The 21810-nt window shown below is 64.7% G+C and carries 23 protein-coding genes and 1 tRNA gene; 17 read left to right on the forward strand and 7 right to left on the reverse strand.

All coding sequences use genetic code 11. The features are described 5' to 3' along the window. Positions 1-99: 99 nt before the first annotated feature. The 5 genes from recD2 to V3572_RS03065 all read left to right on the forward strand — a co-directional run bounded on the left by recD2 (position 100) and on the right by V3572_RS03065 (position 5185). A complete protein-coding gene (gene recD2 / locus V3572_RS03045; protein ID WP_332109526.1) occupies positions 100-2283 on the forward strand; it encodes an SF1B family DNA helicase RecD2 in 2184 nt (727 codons plus the stop codon). 55 nt (positions 2284-2338) lie between these two features. Next, positions 2339-2542 carry a hypothetical protein gene (locus V3572_RS03050; RefSeq protein WP_332109500.1) on the forward strand — a complete coding sequence of 68 codons (204 nt, stop codon included), beginning with the start codon at positions 2339-2341 and terminating at the stop codon, positions 2540-2542. 115 nt (positions 2543-2657) lie between these two features. Then, entirely contained in the window at positions 2658-3629 is a 972-nt protein-coding gene (locus V3572_RS03055; RefSeq protein ID WP_332109501.1) for a lysylphosphatidylglycerol synthase transmembrane domain-containing protein, read from the forward strand. After that, on the forward strand, positions 3626-5026 hold the full coding sequence (gene thiD / locus V3572_RS03060) for a bifunctional hydroxymethylpyrimidine kinase/phosphomethylpyrimidine kinase (RefSeq protein WP_332109502.1): 1401 nt from the start codon (positions 3626-3628) through the stop codon (positions 5024-5026). Before V3572_RS03055 ends, thiD begins: the two co-directional genes overlap by 4 nt. Before the next feature lie 76 nt (positions 5027-5102). Then, a tRNA-Leu gene (locus V3572_RS03065) sits at positions 5103-5185 on the forward strand. A gap of 353 nt (positions 5186-5538) precedes the next feature. Here the strand turns inward: V3572_RS03065 and V3572_RS03070 are convergent. Further along, the gene (locus V3572_RS03070) at positions 5539-6300 is read right to left on the reverse strand and encodes a hypothetical protein (protein WP_332109503.1); all 762 of its coding nucleotides are present in this window, start codon (positions 6298-6300) and stop codon (positions 5539-5541) included. A gap of 35 nt (positions 6301-6335) precedes the next feature. Between V3572_RS03070 and V3572_RS03075 the strand changes: the two genes are divergently transcribed. The 3 genes from V3572_RS03075 (at position 6336) to V3572_RS03085 (ending at position 8244) form a co-directional block, all read left to right on the forward strand. Beyond that, positions 6336-6674 carry a hypothetical protein gene (locus tag V3572_RS03075; protein ID WP_332109504.1) on the forward strand — a complete coding sequence of 113 codons (339 nt, stop codon included), beginning with the start codon at positions 6336-6338 and terminating at the stop codon, positions 6672-6674. 206 nt (positions 6675-6880) lie between these two features. Next, complete coding sequence (locus V3572_RS03080) at positions 6881-7132, forward strand: hypothetical protein (protein WP_332109505.1); 252 nt, start codon at positions 6881-6883, stop codon at positions 7130-7132. A gap of 68 nt (positions 7133-7200) precedes the next feature. After that, positions 7201-8244, forward strand: coding sequence for an Lcl C-terminal domain-containing protein (locus V3572_RS03085; protein WP_332109506.1), 1044 nt, complete (start codon positions 7201-7203; stop codon positions 8242-8244). Positions 8245-8440: 196 nt separating this feature from the next. On the opposite strand, the gene V3572_RS03090 is transcribed toward V3572_RS03085, so the two are convergent. Continuing rightward, entirely contained in the window at positions 8441-8869 is a 429-nt protein-coding gene (locus tag V3572_RS03090) for a hypothetical protein (RefSeq protein WP_332109507.1), read from the reverse strand. Between the two features lie 300 nt (positions 8870-9169). Between V3572_RS03090 and V3572_RS03095 the strand changes: the two genes are divergently transcribed. Together V3572_RS03095 and nikR are read left to right on the forward strand one after the other, a co-directional pair. After that, on the forward strand, positions 9170-9889 hold the full coding sequence (locus tag V3572_RS03095) for a class I SAM-dependent methyltransferase (protein ID WP_332109508.1): 720 nt from the start codon (positions 9170-9172) through the stop codon (positions 9887-9889). Between the two features lie 19 nt (positions 9890-9908). Beyond that, positions 9909-10328 (forward strand): nickel-responsive transcriptional regulator NikR, encoded by a 420-nt coding sequence (gene nikR / locus V3572_RS03100; protein WP_163302547.1) that lies wholly within the window; start codon positions 9909-9911, stop codon positions 10326-10328. Here the strand turns inward: nikR and V3572_RS03105 are convergent. Continuing rightward, positions 10325-10540 (reverse strand): hypothetical protein, encoded by a 216-nt coding sequence (locus V3572_RS03105; RefSeq protein ID WP_332109509.1) that lies wholly within the window; start codon positions 10538-10540, stop codon positions 10325-10327. The genes nikR and V3572_RS03105 overlap by 4 nt on opposite strands. A 162-nt stretch (positions 10541-10702) precedes the next feature. Between V3572_RS03105 and folE2 the strand changes: the two genes are divergently transcribed. The 4 genes from folE2 to V3572_RS03125 all read left to right on the forward strand — a co-directional run bounded on the left by folE2 (position 10703) and on the right by V3572_RS03125 (position 13737). Continuing rightward, positions 10703-11491, forward strand: coding sequence for a GTP cyclohydrolase FolE2 (gene folE2, locus V3572_RS03110; RefSeq protein WP_332109510.1), 789 nt, complete (start codon positions 10703-10705; stop codon positions 11489-11491). Positions 11492-11573: 82 nt separating this feature from the next. Further along, positions 11574-12656, forward strand: coding sequence for an AI-2E family transporter (locus V3572_RS03115; protein ID WP_332109511.1), 1083 nt, complete (start codon positions 11574-11576; stop codon positions 12654-12656). A 7-nt stretch (positions 12657-12663) separates the two neighbouring features. Next, positions 12664-13335 carry a tetratricopeptide repeat protein gene (locus V3572_RS03120; protein WP_332109512.1) on the forward strand — a complete coding sequence of 224 codons (672 nt, stop codon included), beginning with the start codon at positions 12664-12666 and terminating at the stop codon, positions 13333-13335. 15 nt (positions 13336-13350) lie between these two features. Further along, positions 13351-13737, forward strand: coding sequence for a RidA family protein (locus tag V3572_RS03125; RefSeq protein WP_332109513.1), 387 nt, complete (start codon positions 13351-13353; stop codon positions 13735-13737). A 129-nt stretch (positions 13738-13866) separates the two neighbouring features. On the opposite strand, the gene V3572_RS03130 is transcribed toward V3572_RS03125, so the two are convergent. Together V3572_RS03130 and V3572_RS03135 are read right to left on the reverse strand one after the other, a co-directional pair. Continuing rightward, positions 13867-16059: an AsmA family protein gene (locus V3572_RS03130; protein ID WP_332109514.1), complete on the reverse strand. Its 2193-nt coding sequence runs from the start codon at positions 16057-16059 to the stop codon at positions 13867-13869. A gap of 121 nt (positions 16060-16180) precedes the next feature. Further along, on the reverse strand, positions 16181-17065 hold the full coding sequence (locus V3572_RS03135) for a DMT family transporter (RefSeq protein ID WP_332109515.1): 885 nt from the start codon (positions 17063-17065) through the stop codon (positions 16181-16183). 239 nt (positions 17066-17304) lie between these two features. On the opposite strand from V3572_RS03135, the gene V3572_RS03140 reads away from it, so the two are divergent. The 3 genes from V3572_RS03140 to V3572_RS03150 all read left to right on the forward strand — a co-directional run bounded on the left by V3572_RS03140 (position 17305) and on the right by V3572_RS03150 (position 19811). Continuing rightward, complete coding sequence (locus V3572_RS03140) at positions 17305-18162, forward strand: L,D-transpeptidase family protein (protein WP_332109516.1); 858 nt, start codon at positions 17305-17307, stop codon at positions 18160-18162. Between the two features lie 103 nt (positions 18163-18265). Then, complete coding sequence (locus tag V3572_RS03145) at positions 18266-18787, forward strand: V4R domain-containing protein (protein WP_332109517.1); 522 nt, start codon at positions 18266-18268, stop codon at positions 18785-18787. Between the two features lie 4 nt (positions 18788-18791). Next, positions 18792-19811, forward strand: a complete 1020-nt coding sequence (locus tag V3572_RS03150; RefSeq protein ID WP_332109518.1) for a GGDEF domain-containing protein — start codon at positions 18792-18794, stop codon at positions 19809-19811. A gap of 10 nt (positions 19812-19821) precedes the next feature. On the opposite strand, the gene V3572_RS03155 is transcribed toward V3572_RS03150, so the two are convergent. Then, complete coding sequence (locus V3572_RS03155) at positions 19822-20637, reverse strand: tetratricopeptide repeat protein (protein WP_332109519.1); 816 nt, start codon at positions 20635-20637, stop codon at positions 19822-19824. 15 nt (positions 20638-20652) lie between these two features. Further along, positions 20653-21780 (reverse strand): glutamine-hydrolyzing carbamoyl-phosphate synthase small subunit, encoded by a 1128-nt coding sequence (carA, locus tag V3572_RS03160; protein WP_332109520.1) that lies wholly within the window; start codon positions 21778-21780, stop codon positions 20653-20655. Positions 21781-21810 lie beyond the last annotated feature (30 nt).

The following is a 21810-nucleotide window of genomic DNA, read 5'->3' on the forward strand; positions in this document are numbered from 1 at the left end:
GGACGGCTGCCGGGGATCGCGCGGCGCGTGTGCGGGCTGCCGCCGGGCACGCCCGGCGGATGGCCGCCGTCCTTCCGTGACGCGAGGGGAGCGCCGGGCGTGACGGTCACGGAAATTGCGGCCGAGGTGCAGTGCATCACCTATTACAGCGAAGAGACCAACTATCTCGTCGCCCGGGTCAAGGCCAAGGGCGAACCGGGGGTGGTGTCCATCGTGGGCGCCATGGCCAAGTTGGCCCCGGGCGAGATGGTGCGCCTGACCGGCCAGTGGGTCGAACATCCCCGTTTCGGACGCCAGTTCCAGGTGCAAAGCGCCGTCTCGTCCATGCCGGCCACGGTCAACGGCATCCGGCGCTATCTGGCCTCGGGCCAGATCAAGGGCGTGGGCGGGGTGTTGGCCGAGCGCATGGTGGACATGTACGGCGCGCGCGTCCTAGACATCCTGGAGAACGAGCCGGACAAGCTGTTGCGTGTGGAGGGCCTGGGCAAGAAAAAGCTGTCGGGCATCCTCTCCTCCTGGAACGAGCACCGCGAGGTGCGTTCGCTCATCCTTTTCCTGCAGACCTTCGAGATCTCCACGGGCTATGCCGCCAAGATCTTCAAGCTCTACGGCAACGACGCCATCGCCCGCCTCAAGGCCAATCCCTATGACCTGATCTACGAGATTCGCGGCATCGGGTTTCGCACCGCCGACCGCATGGCCTTAAAGCTCGGCCTCGATCCCGGCAGCCGGGACCGGGTGGAGGCGGCCGTGGTGTTCTCCCTTTTTACGGCCAGCGAGCAAGGGCATCTGTTTTTCCCGGCCGAGGAGCTCTACGAACGGATTCTGGGCATGCTCGACGGCGAGATCGATCCCGTCACCTTCGAATCCGCCCTGGCCGCCCTGGAAGAAAAAAAACGCATCAAGACCTGTCCGCTTCCCGAGCAGGACATCCCCCGGGCCGTCTATCTGCATCACCTCTACGGCTACGAGAAGGAAATCGCCGACCGGCTGTGGGGGCTGTGCACCCACGGCGGCAGCACCGGGGTCTTGGAAAAGGCCCGGGGACTTTTGCCGAAAATCGAGGCCGAGGCCGGGCTGACGCTTTCCGAGGAGCAGCGCCGGGCCGTGCAGACGGCCATCGGGGAGAAGGTCTTCGTGCTCACCGGCGGTCCCGGCACGGGCAAGACCACCATCACCCGCATGGTGGTGCGCGCCCTTGACAAGCTCGGGCATAAGGTCAAACTTGCCGCGCCGACCGGCCGGGCGGCCAAGCGCATGTCCGAGGCCACGGGGTTCCCGGCGGCCACCCTGCACCGGCTCTTGCAATATTCCGCCGACGGCTCCTTCGCCATAAGCGAGGACAACAAGCTCAAGGCCGACGCGCTGGTGGTGGACGAGGCCTCCATGCTCGACGTGCGGCTGTGCGCCCAGATGCTTCGGGCCATGCCCCTGACCGGGCGGCTGATCCTGGTCGGGGACGTGAACCAGTTGCCGTCGGTCGGGCCGGGCAATGTCCTGGCCGACATCCTGGACAGCCAGGCCGTGCCTGCCGAACGCCTGACCCATATTTACCGGCAGGCCCAGAAAAGCCTGATCGTGGTCAACTCCCATCGCATCAACGAGGGGCAGTTCCCCTTGCAGGCGCAGGATTGCCCGGAGGATGCGGACTTTTTCTGGGTGGAGATGGACGATCCGGCGGCGGTCAAGGACAAGATCGTGGAACTGGTCAGCGAGCGCATCCCCCGGTCCTTCGGCTTCGATCCGGTGCGCGACATCCAGGTGCTTTCGCCCATGCACAAGGGCGAGGTGGGGACCATGGCCTTAAACGACGCCCTACGCCAAAGGCTCAATCCCACAGGCCCGGAGATTGTCCGGGGCAACGCGATTTTTCGGCGTGGGGACAAGGTGCTCCAGACCCGCAACAACTACGAAAAAGACGTGTTCAACGGCGATCTGGGGTTCATCACCTCTGTGGACCCCGAGGAAGGGGAGCTTTTGGTGGATTTCGACGGCCGGGACGTGGCCTATGACCGCACGGACCTGGACGAACTGAGTCCGGCCTACGCCATAAGCGTCCACAAATCCCAGGGCAGCGAATATCCGGCCGTGGTGACGCCCCTTTTGACCCAGCATTACGTCATGCTTCGGCGCAACCTGATCTATACCGCCCTGACCCGGGCCAGAAAGCTTGCGGTGCTCATCGCCCCCAAGCGGGCCCTGGCCGTGGGCCTGGGCAAATCCGGGTCTGAAAAGCGTTTTACGCATCTGCGTTTCCGGCTCCAGGAGAAGTTCAACCGCTAGCGTCGCGTCCCCGATAGGGGAGGACGCGACCGTTGAAACAACGGGATGAAAGACTTTGTTTCTTGAAAAAGACGGGCGTATTTTTCAAGGAGGCGCCACTGGTGTGGCGTCCACACAAAGACGTTTTTTGTTTTTTTGTGAAGAAAAATCAGAAATTCAAGATGTTGCTATTTGCCAGACCATGACGGAAATGACCGAACGCAACATGAGGGCCGTGTCCTCGACTTGGGCGGACACGACTGATGAAGCAACAGCGTGAAATTTTTTTTCTTAAAAAATACAGGTGTATTTTTTGAGGACGCACCACTAGCCGGGTCACGGTGGTTCCCCGGCGGATCGCCCCGCCGGGACGCCATAGCCACGGAAAAAGACGCATGCTCGTAAAAAAAACCGTCAGTTTCGCCCTGCGCTTCGGACTGGTGGCGGCCTGCCTGGTCTACGCCTTTTGGGGGATCGATTTCGCCCTCCTGTGGCAGGCCTTGTCCGGCTACGCCCTGTGGCCGCTTTTTTTCACCGGGGCCTTTTCCTTTTTGAGCTACGGGGCCATGGCCCTGCGCTTCAATTTCCTCACCGGCTATTCGGCCGGGGTGTGGCTGTGCACCAAGGCCTTTTTCCTGGGCATGGCCGTCAACAACATCATCCCGGCCAAGCTCGGGGAGTTGGCCAAGGCCTTCTACCTGCGCCGGGCGGGCGGCTTTTCCCTGTCCAAGGGCGTGACCATGGTCTTTTGGGAGCGTTTTTTCGATTTGAACGCCCTTTTGGCCATGGGCCTGGTGGTGGCGGTCCACTTCAAGGTCAACCTGGCCTTCGTGCCCCTGGCCGCCGTGGTGGGCGGCATCTGGGCGGCGCTGTTCATGGTCCGGGCCTTCCCGAACCTCGTGGGCAGGATCATCGACCTCATGCCCTCGGCCCGGTTGTCGGCCTTTCTGGCGGACATCAAGTTGCAGATCCTGCATGGGGTGACGCCGGGGTTCATGGTCGTGCTCGGGCTGTACACGGCCCTGTGCTGGCTGCTCTATGCGGCCGTCACCTATTTTTTCCTGTTGTGGGCGGCCCAATTGCCCTTGACGCCCGGACAGGCCACGGCGGTCTTCGTCCTGTCGGCCCTGGGCATGGCCATGCCGTCCTCGCCCGGGGCCTTCGGGGTCTTCGAGGCCGCGGTGGTCTTCGCCCTGGGGCTTTTCGGCGTGGACAAGGAACAGGCCCTGGCCGCCGGGGTGGTGCTGCACATGCTGCAATACATCCCGGTGACGCTTCTGGGCGTGCTGGTCTTGGCCCGAAGCGGCTTAAGCATCAGAAAGATTCGCGAAAGCGACGAAGGGCTTGAGGAGGAATCCGGCGCATGAACCGCATCCAACCCACGTTATCCCCGCCCTGCGTCCTGACCGTGGCCGGTTCCGACTCCGGCGGCGGGGCGGGCATCCAGGCCGACCTCAAGACCTTCATGATGCAGGGGGCCTACGGCCTGTCGGTCATAACCGCCCTGACGGCCCAGAACACCACGGCGGTCACGGCCATCCACGCCCCGCCGCCGGAGTTCGCAGCCGCCCAGCTTGAGGCCGTCTTGTCCGATTTCCCCATCCGGGCGGCCAAGACCGGCATGCTTTTTTGCGCCCCCATCATCGAAGCCGTGGCCGGGCATCTGGCCGGAGCGGGCTTTCCCCTGGTGGTCGATCCCGTGTGCGTCAGCCAGTCCGGGGCCAGGCTGCTTGAGCCCGAGGCCGTAAGCGCCCTTCGGGAATGCCTGATCCCCCTGGCCGCCCTGGTCACCCCCAATCTGCCCGAGGCCCTGGAATTGACCGGGATCGCGGTGTGCGACCGGGAATCGGCCCGGCAGGCCGCCCGGCGCATCCTGGACATGCGGGGCATGGGCCGCAAGGGGCCGGACGCGGTGCTGCTCAAGGGCGGCCACGGCGCACCATTCGGCGGCATGGTCACGGACCTGCTGGCTTTTTCAAACGGCCGCGAGGTGGAGATCGCCCGGCCGCATGTGGACACGAAAAACACCCACGGCACGGGCTGCACCCTCTCGGCGGCCATCGCCGCGCATCTGGCCCTGGGGGCGGACCTGGAGACGGCCGTGACCCGGGCCAGGGACTATCTGCACCTGTGCCTGCGGGCGGCCTACGACCTGGGGGCCGGAACCGGGCCGCCGCATCATCTGGCCCCGTTTGTGCGCACCCGGGCCAGACTGTTCGTTTTAGACGAGATGCGTCAGGCGGCGCGGCGGCTTTTGGCCATGCCGGGCCTGGCGTCGCTTGTGCCCGAGGTGTCCATGAACCTGGCCCTGGCCGCGCCCTGGCCTGCGGCCGTGGGCGACGTGGCGGCCTTTGCCGGGCGCATCACCCGGGGCCGCGACGGCTCGGTCTACATCCCGGCCGGCCCGGCCTTCGGGGCCTCCTCGCACATGGCCAAGGTGGTTTTGGCGGCAGCGTCGGTGGTCCCGGACGTGGCCTGCGCGGTCAACGTCCGCTTCAACGAGCGCACCCTGGCGGCCCTGTCCCGGGCCGGGCTTGCGGCGGCCTGGTTCAACCGGGCCGAGGAACCCAGGGAGATCAAGGAACGCGAGGGGAGCAGCCTGGAGTGGGGCACTCACGCGGCCCTTTCGGCCCATCCCGACCCGGGGACCGTGGATGCGGTGTGCGATCCGGGCGAGACGGGCAAGGAACCCATGATCCGGATTTTGGGCCGGGATGCGGCGGACGTCCTGGCCAAGCTGGAGCTGCTCCTGGCAGCGCTGTAGGGGCGTTTTCGCGACCGGGGCCTTTGGGGAGTTGTCCGGCCGGGCCGGATGCGATACAGGGGACCGCTTCGCGCGTGCGAGAGTGGCGGAATTGGTAGACGCACTGGATTTAGGTTCCAGCGCTTCGGCGTGGGGGTTCGAGTCCCCCCTCTCGCACCAATTTTAAAGAATACCGGATGGTTCTGCTTGGTTTAAGACCGGGCGGGGCTGTCCGGTTTTTTTGTGCGACCTCGATGAGGCCTGCCTTTTGTCATGCAGGTGGCGTTGATTATCCGTTCTGATGACCCAGAAGAGATCCAACAGGATTCGAAAGATGGCCTCGTCAACAGAACGCATTTTGGTTGCGGGAACAGACGCGCTTGTCCGTGATGGCCACGCATAGGGCCATGGCGAGATCAAGCGTGCAGGCGGCCGTTTCCCGCGAAGAGCGGGACGTGCGCTGGCGCATGGAAAAAAGAAGCGCTTCCTGCCCGACGTTGGTTATAAAATTCCGACAAGACGTTGCGGCGTCTTTACGTATTGGCCACGCTCCTTGGGCGCATGAACAGCCAATTCATGGATTCTGGCCTGAACTCACAGACGGCCAGCCACCGGTCAAGGCTGCGCATGCGCCGCAACGGGGTGAAGCGGTTGGGGTCGCGCGGGCCTTCGGGGATGGCGTCGATGACGTGGGATTCCTTGAACCGCGCAACAAGGGTTTCGCTGATGAAACGATTCACGAAGTCATGACATTCCACCAGAATGTTGCACCGGGAAAGACTCGGCGCGCGCACCGGATCGAGCAAATCCAGTTCGCCGCCTTCGCAATCGCAGACCACCGCCGGGCGCAAGGCGTCGCGCACCGCGCCATCCAGGATTTCCGGCGAGCACAGCCCGTCGACGACGATCCGATCCTGGACGCGGTTCAACGCCGCGTTACGTTGGCAGAGATCCCGGGCGGCCGGAGATATGTCGAAGGCCTTGATGATTGCGCCGTCGAAAAGCCTCGCCAGACCTACGGCGTAAAAACCTTCAGCGCAGCCGATATTAATGACCATGTCCGGTTGTGCTTTGGTCCAGAGATTCAGGCAGGGATGCAGTTCGGACTCATATGTCCCGAGAATCTTGGGGCAGAGGTCGCCGTCCCCCCAGGAGGAGGCCTGGAGAATGCGCATGCCGCGGAATGGCCCCGATTGGACCTTGCCCCTGCTCCAGGAATAGATCGCCGCAGTGATTTCCGATCTTTTCACTCGAATTGCGGCTTGAAACAGGTCTGAGATATTGATCTCGGTCATATGCCCTCGCTCATTTATGCTTGGGAAACTCTCCTATGTCTCTGCCCAAACCCATTTTTTTTCAAGCGGCCACGAATCCACAGCTTCTGGGGCTTCACCACCTGCGCAGCTTCTCTCGGATCAACGTCAGCTTCGCGGCCCTGCGCTTTCTGCATGGTTTTTCTGTAAAAGATGCCGACGTTTGTTCAGGCGCGCAACACGAGGCCTTGCCTGCGGCGGACGGAAATAGACGGCCCGGCAGGGTCGGCGTCCCCGCCAGGCCTGGCCACGGCCAATTCGAGGAGGAACCGTCATGGCGTATGACCCTTGTGCCGGAAGAGTTCTTTCAGGACAAGAGAATATGCCGCCATTTTCCCGGGAGGAAGGCTTTTTAGGCATGATTTTTGGTGATAGTCGCCCAGTACATGCCGAAATTATCATGATGTCGCGCCAGCCCCGGTCGGCCGGACCTTTCCTTTTCGCCTGAGCCCGGATATCTCCCTGCCATGCGCATCTCTCTGGCCGGGCCCCTTTTCATCCGCGCCGAACCGCCCTGCCATGTCTCCGGGAAAGCCCGCAACCGCATGTTTTGGAGAAACCAGTGAAAAAAGACGGCGAGGATCTGCTGACACGGACGGACAAGGTGGCCGACGCCCGAGAGATGTGCCTGACCCGGCTGCGGGCTGTGCCGCGCGAAAAACGCGAGGCGGCGGCCGACGCCATCCTGGCCCTGGCCGATCCCGAATGGTGGGAGAGGCGGCACAGGGGCAGCGAGGTGTTCCTTTTGATCCTTGAACTGCGCAAGGACGCAGTCATGAAGATTCTCAAGGATGTAGGCGCATTGGGAAAATAAAAGCCGTTGAAAGCGGGGTCGGATCGGGATAGGGGTATTGCCGAATGCAGTCTGCACTGGAGTACGACATGCCCCATCCCTCGCGACAGACTTGCCATGGTTCGTCATGGCTTCTTTTTTTGCTCACGCTGGCCGTTTGTTCCGTCATCCCCGCCATGGCGCATGCCTGGGCGCTTCCGGCAACAGGGATTTCCGCCTGCTACAACGACACGGCGGCCATACCCTGCCCGCAACCCGGGGAGGAGTACTACGGGCAGGACGGAAACTACCGGAAGGGGGCCGGGCTGTCCTATCACAATAACGGCGACGGCACGGTCACGGACCAAAACACCGGGCTGGTGTGGCAGCAACCCATGGAGACGACCTATCGGACCCTGGCCGAGGCCCAGGCGTACTGCGTAGCGCTGAGCGTCGGCGGCTATGGCGACTGGCGGTTGCCGTCTCTGGCCGAGACCCTGACCCTGGTGGACGCGGCCAAGGCCAGGCCGGCCATCGACACCGCCGCGTTCCCCAATTCCGTGGCCGCTCCCTGGTGGACCGCCACTCCGACCGCATTCGTGTCGGACAATCAGTGGCGGGCCATGATGTGCGTGGGCTATTCGTGGTTTGCGGCGCCCGAGGGTTCGCTCCGGGTCCGGTGCGTCCGGGGCGGGACCGTGCCTGCGGCGGCGATCACCGACAACGGCGACGGCACGCTCACCGACGCGACCAACGCCCTGGTCTGGGAGCGGTCGGCAAGCGCGGCGGGCATGACCTGGAAGCAGGCCCTGGCCTCTTGCGAAGCCAGGACCACGGCGGGCCATGCCGACTGGCGGCTGCCCAACATCCGCGAGTTGCAATCCATCGCGGACTATTCCCGGGGCGCCCCGGCCATGGATCCGCTTTTTACGGAACCCAGCTACGGCGCCTCCTACTGGTCGGGATCGACGTATGCCGAGGACGTGAGTTTCGCCTGGTATTGGATCGGATATAACGGCCAGACGCATATGAAGCTGAAAACGGACTCCAGCGTGTTCGTGCGTTGCGTGCGCGACCTGGGCGCGACGCCGCCTGTGACGACGAGCCCGGTGATGCTGCTGTTGCAGGACGGGCAGGGGGATGCGGCCAGATAGCCGGGCGGCCATGGCGTCCCGGCGCATCCCCTGCCGTAAGGCGGACGGCTCGGGCTTGGGCCGGGAAAACGGCCCCGGGGCGCGGTCCTTTCCTGGAATCGCGCCCCGGCGGCCGAAAACGGCCTGCCCCTTCCGGGACGGGCCGTTCGTGGTGCGGTCTTTCCGGCCAACGCCCGCAGGCGCGGCCGGAAAATCCCTAGTCCCGGTATTCCTTGATCTTGGTCCTGAGCACCTCGCGCAGGTAGTCGAGTTCGATTTTCTTCTCTTCGGCCTCCTGGATGAGCCGGGCCTGTTCGGCCTTGACATCCGCCTGCAGGGACGACAGGGCTTCCTTGCCCGCCTGGGTGGTTTCGGCCGCGATGCGGCGTTCGACATCGATGACCCGGTTGTCCGCCTCTTGCAGGCGGCCCTTGATTTCCCGGTATTCACCGGTCATGCGGTCCACATCGGCCTTCAGGGTCTCGGGCATGAGGGTGTCGGCATGCTCCATGGCCGGGGTCTTGGCCGGACGTTTGGCCATGGCCCGGGCCTCGGTCTGCGGCAGGGCCAGGAGAAAGGCGCCGAGGCACAGGGCGGCGATTCCGACTTTGAGAAGGGACGATGCAGCGGCAAAGGACAGTTTCATAGGGTTCCTCGATAGGTTGGGCATAGGCAGGCCGAAAGCAGCGGTCATGACGGCGGACATGGGGGGGTTGTATCAAGTGGCCCAAAAAACACAACCCGGAAGCGCCGCGCCCGTTGCCCGAAAAAGGGCGCGGATCGGGGGCTTGGCCCGGACGTGACAGTGTTGTTGTCCGCACTTTGCGCCGTGACGCTTGCACGCCTCCGGTTTTGAGAGTAACACCTTTTTGAACCAGCGGCCCCATTCGTGTGTCGGATTTTGGCCTTGCTGGTGGAGAAAAGGTGATTTCCAGGGCGATACGCCATGAAAAACGCACTCGATGCCTTCCCGCCGCAGATACCTGCGGGGTTTGCCCCCGTCTTCGACGGCCCTCCGCCCGCCTGGGCCGATGGGGTGTTGGAGATCCGGCTGAACGGGCGGGTTTTTCGCCTGGCCCGGGAAGAGGACATGGAGGCCCTGTGGGCCAGGGTTGGGGACGAGGATTTCGGCGAGGACGAGCGCATGCCCTACTGGGCCGAACTGTGGCCCGCCAGCCTGCTGTTGTGCCAATGGCTTTTCGCCAAAAGCGCGGACATTTCCGGGAAGCTGTGCCTGGACCTGGGGTGCGGCCTGGGGCTTTCGGCCCTGGCCGGGGCGGCGGCCGGAGCCCGGGTGGCGGCCATGGACTACGAGTGGCGGGCCGTTTTCCAGGCCAAGAAAAACGCCGCCCGCAACCTGTCGGCCATGCCGTTTTTCACGCGCATGGACTGGCGCGCCCCGGCCTTTCGTCCCGGCGCGTTTCCCTTTTTGTGGGGCAGCGACATCCTGTACGAAACCCGGTTTCACGCCCCCCTGACCCCGCTTTTTTCCTCGCTCCTGGCCCCGGGCGGCCGCATCTGGCTGGCCGAACCCGAGCGCAAGGTGTCCGAGCCGGTGTGGGGCGGATTTGCGGCAGCCGGTTTCCAGGTCACGCGCCTGTATGCGATCAAGGTGCCGTTTCAGCATTACCAGACCACCGTCAACCTGTGGGAGCTGACCCGTTAGGGTCGCCGGAGGAACAGACATGGGCAAGACCATCCGTTTCGGCGTGTCGCTCAACTCCGAACTGCTGGAGAAGTTCGACCTGCTGTGCCAGGACAAAAGCTATCAAACCCGCTCCGAGGCCATTCGCGACCTCATCCGCAACGTCCTGGTGCAAAAGGAGTGGGAGCAGACCGACCGGGAGATCGCGGGCGTGTTGTCGCTGGTGTACGACCACCATCAAAGCGACTTGGCCCAACGCCTCACGGAGATCCAGCACGAGACCCACGACCTGATCCTCTCGGCCCTGCACGTGCATCTGGACCATCACAACTGCCTGGAGGTGCTCATCCTGCGCGGCCCCGGGGAGCAGATCCAGAAACTGTCGCAAAAGCTCATCTCCACCAAGGGCGTCAAGCACGGCAAGCTGACCCTGACCACCACCGGCCAGGATATCGTCTAGTCCGGCCACGGGGCGCGGGCGGGCCCCAGGCTGGCCGCCAGTCCGACCACGGGACGCGGGCCGGGCCCCAGGCTGACCGCCAACCCGGCCACGGGCCGGGAGGCCGTTTCGGGGGCCTTTTTCCATAACCTGGGGCTTTGTTTCGCGAAAAAATCCTGCATCTGCCCTGTCGTCTGCACCATTTCCTGAAACGAATCGCGGGGATGCGACATTTTTCCCGGCCTTCGTCTCCTTTCCGGGAGGCGTCGGCCGGGGGGTCGATCCCGGGGCGATTGTGGGATATCCTTACCCGAGACGGGGCCGGACGGGGGGCTTTCGCGACAGTTCCGGATCGTCCCTCCCGCCTCCCCGAAAATGTGAGACCGGGAGCTGACATGCAAGACGTGCAAAGCGGGCCTGCCGAGGTGCCCATCCCCCTGGACAGGGTGGGGATACGGGGCATAAAACTTCCCCTGCTGGTCCGGGACCGGGAACGCGGGCGGCAGCACACGGTGGCCAGCGTGGAGTTGTCCGTGGATCTGCCCGCCGATTTCAAGGGCACCCACATGAGCCGCTTTGTGGAGGCCCTGGAAAGCTGGGCCGGGGTTCTGGACTATGGGGCCTTCAAGGTGCTTCTTTTGGATCTGGCCCGCCGTCTGGAGGCCGGGAACGCCCATCTGACCTTCCGGTTCCCCTATTTCGCCAAAAAGGCCGCTCCGGTGAGCGGGGCTGCGGGGCTGCTCGATTACGAGTGCCTGGTGTCGGGTGAGCTTTCGGGCGGGGACTTCACCCTGACCCTTGGGGTGGACGTGCCGGTGATGACCGTGTGTCCGTGCTCCCTGGCCATCTCCGACCAAGGGGCGCACAGCCAGCGGGCCGTGGTGCGCATCCGCTGCCGGGGGCGGGGATTCGTGTGGCTGGAGGAGCTTATCGAGATCGCCGAGGGCGCGGCATCCTCCCCGGTGTATGCCCTGCTCAAACGGGAGGACGAGAAATTCGTCACCGAGGCGGCCTTCGCCAAGCCGACCTTTGTGGAGGACGTGACCCGGGCCGTGGCCAAGGCCCTGTCGGGGCACCCGCGCGTGGCCTGGTTTTCCGTGGAGGTGGAGAGTCACGAATCCATCCACAACCATAACGCCTTCGCCGGAATCGAAGGCCGCAAAGAGCCGTCGTCTCCCGGGTGATCTTCTCCGCCGCCTTCGCCGTGGCCCCGGAGGGCGTTTTCGCCGTCATTGTCTGGTAACCGGCTTTGTGATAGGAAGCGCCATGTCCTTCGACATCGCCCAGTTCATTCGAACCAACAAGATGATCTTCATCTGGGTTCTTTTCTTCGCCCTGGTCTATGTGGCCAGGTCCTATGGTCTTTTCGGGCTGCTTTTCATCACCTTCATCCTGTGCTTCACCTTCAACAACGTCATCCATTGGCTGTGCTCCCGGACCCGGGCGCCCCGCGTGGCCTGGACCATCGCCGTCTATCTGATCTTTCTGGCCGTGATCGTCACCATCCTGTCGTTCGTGTTGCCGAAGCTGGTCTTCGAGACCCGGTCCTTCGTGCAAAAACTCCCGGAGATGATGGAGAAACTGTCCCAGTTCCTGGACCGGACCGCCGTGCAGTCGCCGGACATGGCCGTGCCCGTGGTGCGCATCAAAAAGTTCCTGTCCGTGGAAAACATTACGGGCACGAACCTGGAGGGGCTCTTCAACGTGGTGGTGGGCTGGTTCAACCAGGTCACCAGCTATGTGTCCTATTTCCTTTTGGGCACCCTGTTCAGTTTCCTCATCCTGCTCGACTTTCCCGCCCTGCGTCGCCAGACGGCGGCCCTGCGCCATTCCCGGCTCAAGGATTTCTACGAGATCATGGCCGAGAGCGTGGCCAAGTTCGCCCTGACCGTGGGCACCGCCTTCCAGGCCCAGATGCTCATCGCCCTGGCCAACACCATGCTGACCGCCGTGGGGCTGTGGGTGCTGGGCATCCATCCCATCGTGCTGCTGTGCACGATGGTCTTTTTTTGCGGCCTGATCCCGGTCCTGGGGGTGTTCATCTCCTCGGCGCCCATCCTGCTCGTGGCGTTTAATTCCGGCGGCCCGATGCTTGTTTTCTGGGCGCTGGTCATGGTCGTTCTGGTGCATCTTTTCGAGGCCTACGTCTTAAATCCCCGGATCATCTCCGTGGTGTTCAAGATAAGCCCGCTTTTGATCCTGATCATCGTCTATCTCGGCCATGTCTTTTTCGGATTGTGGGGCATGCTGCTTGGCGTGCCCGTGTCGGTCTTCATCTACCGCCACTTCATCGTGGGGGCCGGGGCCGGTGCGGCTGACGGCGCCCTGGAAAAATCCACGGAGTGCTGAACCGGCCATGAGGCTTATCCTCGCATCCCGCAAGCGCGGCCGATACCTTCTCGGCGCGCTCCTTTTGGCGTATCTTGCCTCGTTTCCGGCCCTCTCCGCCCAGGCCGGGCTGGAAGAAGGCAAACTGGCCTACCGTGAGGGCGACTATGCCACGGCGTTTCGGGAGTTTTTGCCCCTGGCCGAAGCCGGGGACGTCACCGTGCAAAATCAGGTGGCGGCCATGTACTATGCCGGGCAGGGCGTGCCCCAGGACCAGGGCAAGGCCGTCGAGTGGTTCCGCCGGGCGGCGGATCGCGGCTCCCTGGATGCCCAATATCTGCTGGGAAAGCTGTATTATCACGGCCAGGGCGTGCCCCAAAATTTCGATGAGGCGGCCAGGTGGCTCCAGGAGGCGGCGCTTTTCGGCAAGCCCCAGGCCCAGGCCCTTTTGGCCGAACTGTTTTTCTCCGGCCAAGGCGTGGCGAAAAACGACATGAAGGCCTTTTTTTGGGCCGAACTGGCCTTGCGGGCCGGGAACATCCCCGAGGAAGACCAAAAATACGCCCAGGCCGTGCGCGACCGGATTTTCGCCGTGATGGAGCCGGGACAGGTGGAAAGCGTCGGCCAGATGATCGCCAAGTGGGAACCCAAGCGCAAGCGCCCCGGGGCCAAGCCCCAGGCCCAAGGCGCGACGCAATAAGCAAGGAGCGCGGAAATGGCTGAGAAAAAGATCGTGGTTTCGGACAAGGCCCCAAAAGCCATCGGCCCCTATTCCCTGGGGGTGTGGGCCGGAGATCTGCTGTTCGTGTCCGGCCAGACCCCCACGGACCCCGCCACGGGCGGCGTCGTGGACGGCGGGGTGGTGGAGCAGGCCCACCAGAGCCTCAAAAACGTGCAGGCCGTGCTTGAGGCCGCCGGACTCGGACTCGAACATGTGGTCAAGTCCACCCTTTTCATCAAAGACATGAACGAGTTCGCCCGCATCAACGAGGTCTATGCCTCGTATTTCATCCCGCCCTATCCGGCCCGGTCCTGCGTGGAGGTGGCCAGGCTGCCCAAGGACGTGCTGGTGGAGCTGGAAGTGGTGGCCAAAAAGCCGTAGGCCGACGGAAATCGTCCGGGGGGGGAAGCCTCCGGCGGCCCAGGGGGGCGCGGCCCCCCTGGGAACCCCCGAACGGGGGAAGAGGTCGGAAACAGGGTCATCCCGGAGCGATTCGGGGTGGCCCTTTTTTTATTGGCCCGAAGGCAGCAGGTTGAATGGGTTGATGGCGTCAAAGATGCCCTTGGCCGCCCCGCCCGGATTGGTGACGGCCTTGAGCGCCGCGCCCGCCGCGCCGGTCACGGCCTCGGCCGGGATGGCCGCAAGGTCCGGGGTCACGGTGGGGGAATCGAGGCTGCCCGTGACCGCCACGGGAATGTCGGCCACCCCGGACACATGGGCCAGAAGGCGCATGTCCAGCGTATTGTCGGGCAAATTCACCGTGCCCTGGCCCGTGATTTTGTGGGGCGGGGCCAGCACCGTCAGGTCGTTGGTGGTCGCCCGGCCGTTTTTGATGGCTACGGAAAGCCGGGCCGAGGTGATCTGGGTTCCGGAACCGCCGCCTTGGGTCGCGTCCTCCTGGCCGCCGCCCAGGCCGAAGGTCAGAAGGCGCATGGGCGAGGACAGAATCTCCGGGGACAGGTTGAGGCCCAGGATGCGGCCGCCTGCCAGGGAGAGGGCCGCCTTGCCGGACAGGGCTTCAAGGATGGCCGACGGGTTGCGGGTCTGGGCCGTCAGGTCGGCGGTGACGGCGGCCGTGCCGGTGAGCGGCTGTCGGCCGACAAGGGCCATAAGCAGGGGACCGGCGGCCAAGTTTTTCCCCTCCAGCCGCAGGGAGGCGGTTCGGGCCGGGACGGCCAGATCGACGCGCAGGCTCCCGGACAGCCCGCCCCCGGCCAGCGAAGCCCGGAAGCGGCTGATTTCGGCGGTTCCCTGGCGCAGGGCGGCGGTGGCGTCCAGGCCGGTGAGGGAGAGTTTTTTCACGTCCAGCCGCTCGGCGGTCAGGCGCAGGTCGATGGCCTCGCCCTGGCCTGGGAAGGAGGGTGGGGCCGGATCGGCAGGTTTGCCTGGGGCCGCGCCGGTCTGGGGCAGATAGCCGTCCAGGCCCAGGGTCTTGATGGCCACGGAGGCCGTCATGCGCAGCGGGCCGGAGGTGGTGGACTGGGCTGAGATCCGGATGGGGGCGCCGTCCAGGGACACCTCGGCCTCCAGGCGGGCCTGGCCGGTGTCCGCCGAGGCGGCCTTGATCGTAAACCCCACCTTGGACAGGGCGTTTTTGTCCGCAAGGGGCGGCAGGGGCGAACCGAATCCGGCCAAAAGGGGTTTGAGGTCGAAGGGCGGGGCGGTCAGGGACAGGGCGCCCCGGGGGGTGGCGTGCAGGTGCGTCGCCTGGACGGAGCCCGTGGCCGAAAACCCGGTCTGGGGCAGGGCCAGGGAGAAATTCGGGCAGGACAGCGTCCCTGCGCCGGAATCCAGATCGAAGTCCAAGCCATCCAGCCTGGCCGTGAGTCCGTTCGCCGGGAACCGGCCGCCCGAGACCGTGCCGGACAGGGACAGACCGCGTCCGGCCAGACGGCTTGTGTCGGCGGAAAAATCCAGGCTTCCTCGGCCTTCCAGGACGAAGGCGGCCAGCGGCAGGTCCGTGGCCCGGCCCTCCAGGCGAAGCGTGGCGTCGCTTACGGCGAAGCGCATGGCCTGGGGGTCCGCCAGGGACGACCCGGAGAGCTCCATCTTGGCCGCGAGTTCCGGCCTCGTGGATGCGGCGGACAGGGATACCCGGGCGGCAAAGGGACGTCCGGGGCGGATGTCCTTGGCCTGGATGTCGATGTCCGTCAGCGAAAACGTGGTCCCGGCGGCCCGATCCTCGAACGTCACCCCGGCGCCGGTCACCTCGGCCGTGTCCACCAGATAGCGGAACGAGGCGCTCTCGCCGTCGGTTTTGACCACCACCACCTGGTCCTTCTGGATCGTGACCTGGGCGATGGGCAGGGCCTTCCAGTTCTCGCGGCCCTCCTTGTCCCGGATCAGGCGGACCCGCAGGCCCGAAAGGCGCAGGCCCTCGACCTCCAGGTCGCCGCGCAAAAGGGCCAGGGGCCGCACTTTGATGTCCACCGTGTCCACGCTGGCAAAGGGTTCGCCGGGAAAGCCCGGGAGATCGGACAGGCTTGCGCCGCGCATTTCAATGCCGGGCCAGGGGAAAAAGGTCAGCCCCAGGCCGCCGGTGATGGTCAGGGACAATCCCGTGGTCCGCTGCACGAAACTGACGACGATGGGAGCGAAGGCGGCCGGGTCGATGACCAGCCGCACCAGCAGCGCGGCGGAACCGAGCAGGACGAGAACAATGGCCAGGGTCAGGGCCAGGATTTTTTTGCGCGTGGGCGTCATGGAGCGCCTCCCTTGGGGGTTCGGCGTGGGGGTCGTCATGTCCTCGTTGTTGGCCCCGGGGGCGTGGGAAGTCAAGCGGGTGCGGGGCGGAAAAAGGCGGTGCAAGGCGGGGACCGGGACGCTAGGCCCGGCTGGCCGGTCGCTGGGTCAGGCGTACCCCGAAAAGGACCATGAGGCCGCCGACGGCCAGGGGCCATCCCAGGGGCTCGTCCAAGATGATGATGCCCAGCAGCACGGCCACCACGGGCACGAGGTTGATGTAGATTCCGGCCCGGGAGGCCCCCAGGGCTTGTATCCCCTCGTAATACCAGAAAAACCCATATCCCGTGGCCATGATCCCCAAAAAGCCCAGGTGCAGCCAGTCCGCCAGACCGGCCCGGGCCAGGTCCGTCAAAAGGCCGCCGACCAGGGCCGGGGGCAGGAGCAAGGCCCCGCCCAGCAGGCAGGACCAGGTGACGGCGTGAAGGGGCGACACCCGGGCCATGACCGACCGCCCGGCCAGGGTATAGGCCGACCAGCAGGCCACGCAGCCCAGGATGAGCAGGTCGCCGGGGCCGGTCCCCAAGCGCAGAAACTCCGCCGGGTCGCCCCCGGTCAGGACCACGCCCACCCCGCCAAACGACAGGACGATGCCCGCGATGCGCGCCCTGCCGAAGCGTTCGCGCAGGGCCAATCCCGAATACAGGGAGACCACCGTGGGGATGGCGGCCACGATCAGCGCGGCCCGGCTGGCGGGCACGGTTTGAAGCCCCGCGAAAAAAAAGGCGTTGTATCCGAAGACCCCGGTCAGCCCCAGAAAAAACAGACCAGGCCAGTCGCGCCGCTTCGGCAGGGTGATTCCCCCGGACAGGCGGCGCGTCAGGAACAACAGAAAGGCCGAGGCCAGGGCGAAGCGGGCAAAGGCGGCGGAGAACGGCCCCATGCCCTGGGCCAGGTGTCGCCCGGATATCCAGGTGCCTCCCCAGAAGACGACTGAGGCCAGGAGTTTGAGATGGGTGATCCACATGGCGCGTTTTGGGTTGTGAGGTGCCCGGGGCTGAGGATGTCGCACAAATCGTGGCGGCTGTCACGGCGGCAGGGGCGGGCCTGTCGGGGAAGCTGTCGGAGGGATCGTCGCCGGTCCTGCTTGCTTCTTGGCGCGGGGTATGGTTTGTTCGAAATGGTAGTGCATACGTCCCCCCGGTTCCCGCCGTCCTGGGCCGCACCTGGCGTGGGGGGACACAGACGCAAGCGAGAGGACGAACGATGTACGGTTTTCGGAGCGTTGCGGCCGCCCTGGCGGCCATGTGTCTTTTCCTGGCGGTTTCCTGCGCCAGGAAACCCACGGCCCCGGCCGCGCCGCCCTCCCCGGCGGTCGCCGCCAAACCGGCCCCGGCCAGCCTGGACGATCTGGCCCGGGTGCGTCCCCTGGACCATTCCCGGCAACTCGTGCTGGTGGTCACCCGTGACTACGACAGCATCACCGGCGTCCTGGCGTTTTTCGAGCGCGACAGCGCAGGCGCGCCCTGGCGACGGGTGATTGCGCCCTTTCCGGTCACCGTGGGCCGCAGTGGCCTGGCCTTTGGCCGGGGACTGCATGGCGACGGCCCGTCCCTGCCCGGCATCCCGGCCAAACACGAGGGGGACGGCAAGGCCCCGGCCGGGGCCTTCGCCCTGACCATGGGCTTTTCCTACGACCCGAAGGCCCTGGGGTTTTCGCCGAACATGCCCATGCACACGGTCACCGCCGACACCATCTGCGTGGAGAATTCGGATTCGCGGAAATACAACATGGTCTTCAACGAAAGCACGGCCGGGCCTGCGGACTGGTCCGGGCCGGATCGCATGCTGCGCCCCGACGGCCTGTATAAAAACGGCCTGTTCGTGGCCCACAACACCGATCCCGCCGCGCCCGGGGCCGGATCGTGCATCTTCATCCATTCCTGGCGCGGTCCCGATTCCCCCACGGCCGGGTGCACGGCCATGGAGCCCGGCCGGGTGGCGGCGTTGCTGCGGCTTCTCGATGCCGCCAAGTCGCCGGTCATGGTCCAGCTTCCCCGGGAGGCCAGGGACCGGCTGGCCGGGGCCTGGGGGCTGCCGGATCTGGCCGCCGCAGGCCTGTGAAGCGGAATGCGCCGGGCATTTGCCGCCGGTGTCTGTTTTCGTGAGGGGGGGCTTTCGCCCGGGCCGGAGATCGGAGAGAAACGCCGTGGAGACTGGAGCCAGCATGCAGGATCGGAAATATGCCTTTTCGTGGGATTTGATCGGCAACCTGGAGCTCGGTCGGCCGAACCTGGGCCCCATGACCCGACTGGAGGTCTACCGGCTCATGCAATACGCCTTTCGGGACGTCATCGAGAGGCACTGCGGCACGGTGAAGACGGACACCATCTTTTACGAGTCCGGATATCTGGCCGGGCAGGAATTCTACCGCAAGTTTTTCAGCGGGATCACGGAATTCGGGGTCTTCGTCAGCGCCGTGCAGACCACCCTCAAGGAGATGGGCATCGGGATCGTGCGGGTGGAGAAGGCGGACCTGGAGAAGAAGTCCTTCGTCATCACCGTCTCCGAGGATCTGGACTGCTCGGGACTGCCGGAGCTCGATTACGAGGTCTGCGTGTACGACGAAGGCTTTTTGGCCGCGCTTCTGGACAGCTTCACCGGTGAGCGGTTTGTGGTCAAAGAGATCGACTGTTGGTGTACCGGTGACCGGACGTGCCGGTTTACAGCCGAGGTCGTCGGCGGGTAGCGCCATGGATGTCCTGCCTCACACATCTGGCGACGACCGGGCGTCCGCCCGGGAGACGGAGACGGCGGCCCAGGTCGTTCGGTATCTGGCCGGGATCATGCGTGACCCCTTGTCGCCTCCGGTTCTGCCCCCCCGGTTGGAGGCGGTGGAAGGCCTGCGGGAATTGGCCTCGTCTTTGGTGGAGGTCAGCGCCTTCGCGGTCAGGCTGGCCGAGGGCGACCTGTCGGGGACGCTTCCCGTGCGTGGCGCGGTCGCCGGATCGCTCAAGATGCTCCAGGGCAATCTGCGCCACCTGGCCTGGCAGGCCTCCCGCGTCGCCGAAGGGGATTTTTCCCAACATGTGGATTTCCTGGGGGAGTTCTCCCAGGCCTTCAACGCCATGGTCACAAAGTTGGGCCAGGCCCAGGCGACCCTGCGGGCCAGCGAGAGCAAATACCGCCAGTTGGCCATCACCGACAGCCTCACGGGCCTCTACAACCTGCGCTATTTTTTCGCCATCGCCGAGAAGGAGTTTCGCCGCGCCCTGCGCCATCGCCGACCGGTTTCGATCATCATGCTCGATATCGACAACTTCAAGAGCATCAACGACCGCCACGGCCACGCCGTGGGGGACACGGTGCTGCGGGAGTTCTCCCGGAATCTCGGACGGACCCTGCGCGGGGCGGACGTCCTGGCCAGGTACGGGGGCGAGGAATTCATCGTGCTTCTGCCCGAGACCGGGCGCGAGGCCGGGGTGACCGTGGCCGAGAAGCTGCAAAAAAACGTGGAGAGCTGTTTCATCGGCCTGGAAAGCGGTTGTCTGAACATCACCGCCAGCTTCGGGGTGAGCTCTTTTGCGACATTTTCCGGGAACCGCCTGACGGCGGCCGAGGTCATGGAACAGACGGTGAAGCGGGCCGATCAGGCCCTGTACCGGTCGAAAAACTCAGGGAAAAACATGGTCACCTTTCTGGCCTTTGGCGATGCCTCGGCCGACGGCCTGGGGGTTGGCGCGTCGCGAAAGATGCGCACAAACGCCGAGTGAAGGCCGGGCCTCAAGGCTCCACGGGCTTATTTTGCCGCTTGAGCGAAAAATTGAGCATCTTTTTGGCCTCGTCAAAGGTCGGCGTGATGCGTAGCGCAATACGCGCCGCCTTCTCGGCCTTGTCGAACCTCCCCCAGTCCACATACACCCGGCCCAGGTTGAAATAGAGGTTGGCGTCATTTTTGGCGTAGGGCACGGCGCGGACGAAATATTTTTCGGCCACGTCGAATTTTTTCAGACGCCGCAGGACGATGCCGATGCGGTTGTACAGATGGATCTGGTCCGGGGAGAGGTCCAGGGCCTCGTTGAGGTAGGTGAAGGCGTCCTCGTAGAGTTCGCCTTTGATGAACAGATCCGCGATGCGGGCCTTTAATTCCGAATCGTCGGGGTGCTCCCTGGCCAGCTTTTCCAAAACCTCCCGGGCCTCGTCGTGCTTTTGTTCGGCCAGCAGCAGGCGGCCGCGCTCCAGGCTGGCCTCACGGCGTTGATGCTTCTCCTGGATGATGTCCTTGGCCTCGGACACCGCCGTATGCTGCAACTCCTGCAGCACGTCGCGCAGCATCTCCGCCAGTTGTTTCTCCTGGCCCGGCTGGTACTGCATGAGCAGGGGGTACGAGGAGCGGAACCCCTTGTCGTTGTTGAGCAGATAGACGGCGTCGGTGATCATCCGGGCGAACTCCTCACGCTCGGACTTCATGAGCTGGGAGCGCAGGATGCTGTGTATGGCCTCATACAAAGCGGTGGCCGCCGGGAATACCTTCCCCTGCTTGAGATGGGTGCCGATGGCCGATATCTGGGCCCGGGCCTTGGAGAGTTCCGCAGACATGGGTTTGCCTTGCGCCTATTTCCCGGTGTGTTCCCGGACCATCTCCCGGAACCGCCGGAAAAAGAACCGGCTGTCGTGGGGGCCCGGGGCCGCTTCGGGATGATGCTGGATGGCGATAATGGGTTTTATCTCGTGAGCAAAACCTTCCAGGGTCTGGTCGTTCAGATTGATGTGGGTGAGGCGCACGTTTTTCAGGCTGGCGATGTCCACGCAGAATCCGTGGTTCTGGGAGGAAATCTCAATGCGTCCGGTCTCCAGATCCTTGACCGGGTGGTTCAGGCCGTGGTGCCCGAATTTGAGTTTGAAGGTCGTGCCGCCCAGGGCCAGCCCCAAAAGCTGGTGTCCCAGGCAGATGCCCGCCGTGGGATAGGTGTCGGCCAGGACTGCCGTGGCCGCGACCAGCCCGGTGAGGGCCGCCGGGTCGCCGGGACCGTTGGACAAAAACACGGCGTCGGGAGACAGCCGCTTGACCTGGTCGGCGGTGAACGTGGAGGGCACGGCCAGGACGTCGAAGCCCTGGTCCGCCAAAAGCCGCAGGATGTTCCACTTGATGCCCATGTCGTAGACCGCCACCCGGGGCCCGGGGCCCGGCCAGGCGTATGCGCCGTCGGCCAGGGTCACGGGCACGGGCTTTTCGCCGTCGAAGCGGTAGGGGCCGTCGCAGGTGACCCGGTCGGCCAGCCCCAGTCCCTCCATGGAGGGCAGAGCCCTGGCCTTGGCCGCCAGGGCCTGGGGGTCGGACACGTCCGTGGAGATATAGCCGCGCATGGCCCCGTGAAGCCGCAGATGGCGGGTGAGCGCCCGGGTGTCGATGCCCTCGATGCCCATGACCCCCTGCCGGGTGAGGTATTCGGGAAGCGTGGCCGTGGCCCGCCAGTTGGAGGGCGTCTTGCAGCATTCCTTGACGATGAATCCGGCCACGTGGATTTTGGCCGATTCCACGTCGGCGGGATTGACGCCGTAGTTGCCGATGTGCGGGTAGGTCATGCACACCATCTGGCCGTGGTAGGAGGGATCGGTCAAGACCTCCTGATATCCGGTCATGCCGGTGTTGAAGATGACTTCCCCTCCGGCCGTGCCCTGGCCGGTGAAGGATTCACCGGGGAAAAGGGCGCCGTCTTCCAGGGCGAGGATGGCTTTCATGCGATTCTCCGAAAAAGTGGTGCGGCCTTG

The sequence above is a fragment of the Desulfolutivibrio sp. genome (assembly GCF_036584575.1).
Taxonomy (GTDB): domain Bacteria; phylum Desulfobacterota; class Desulfovibrionia; order Desulfovibrionales; family Desulfovibrionaceae; genus Desulfolutivibrio.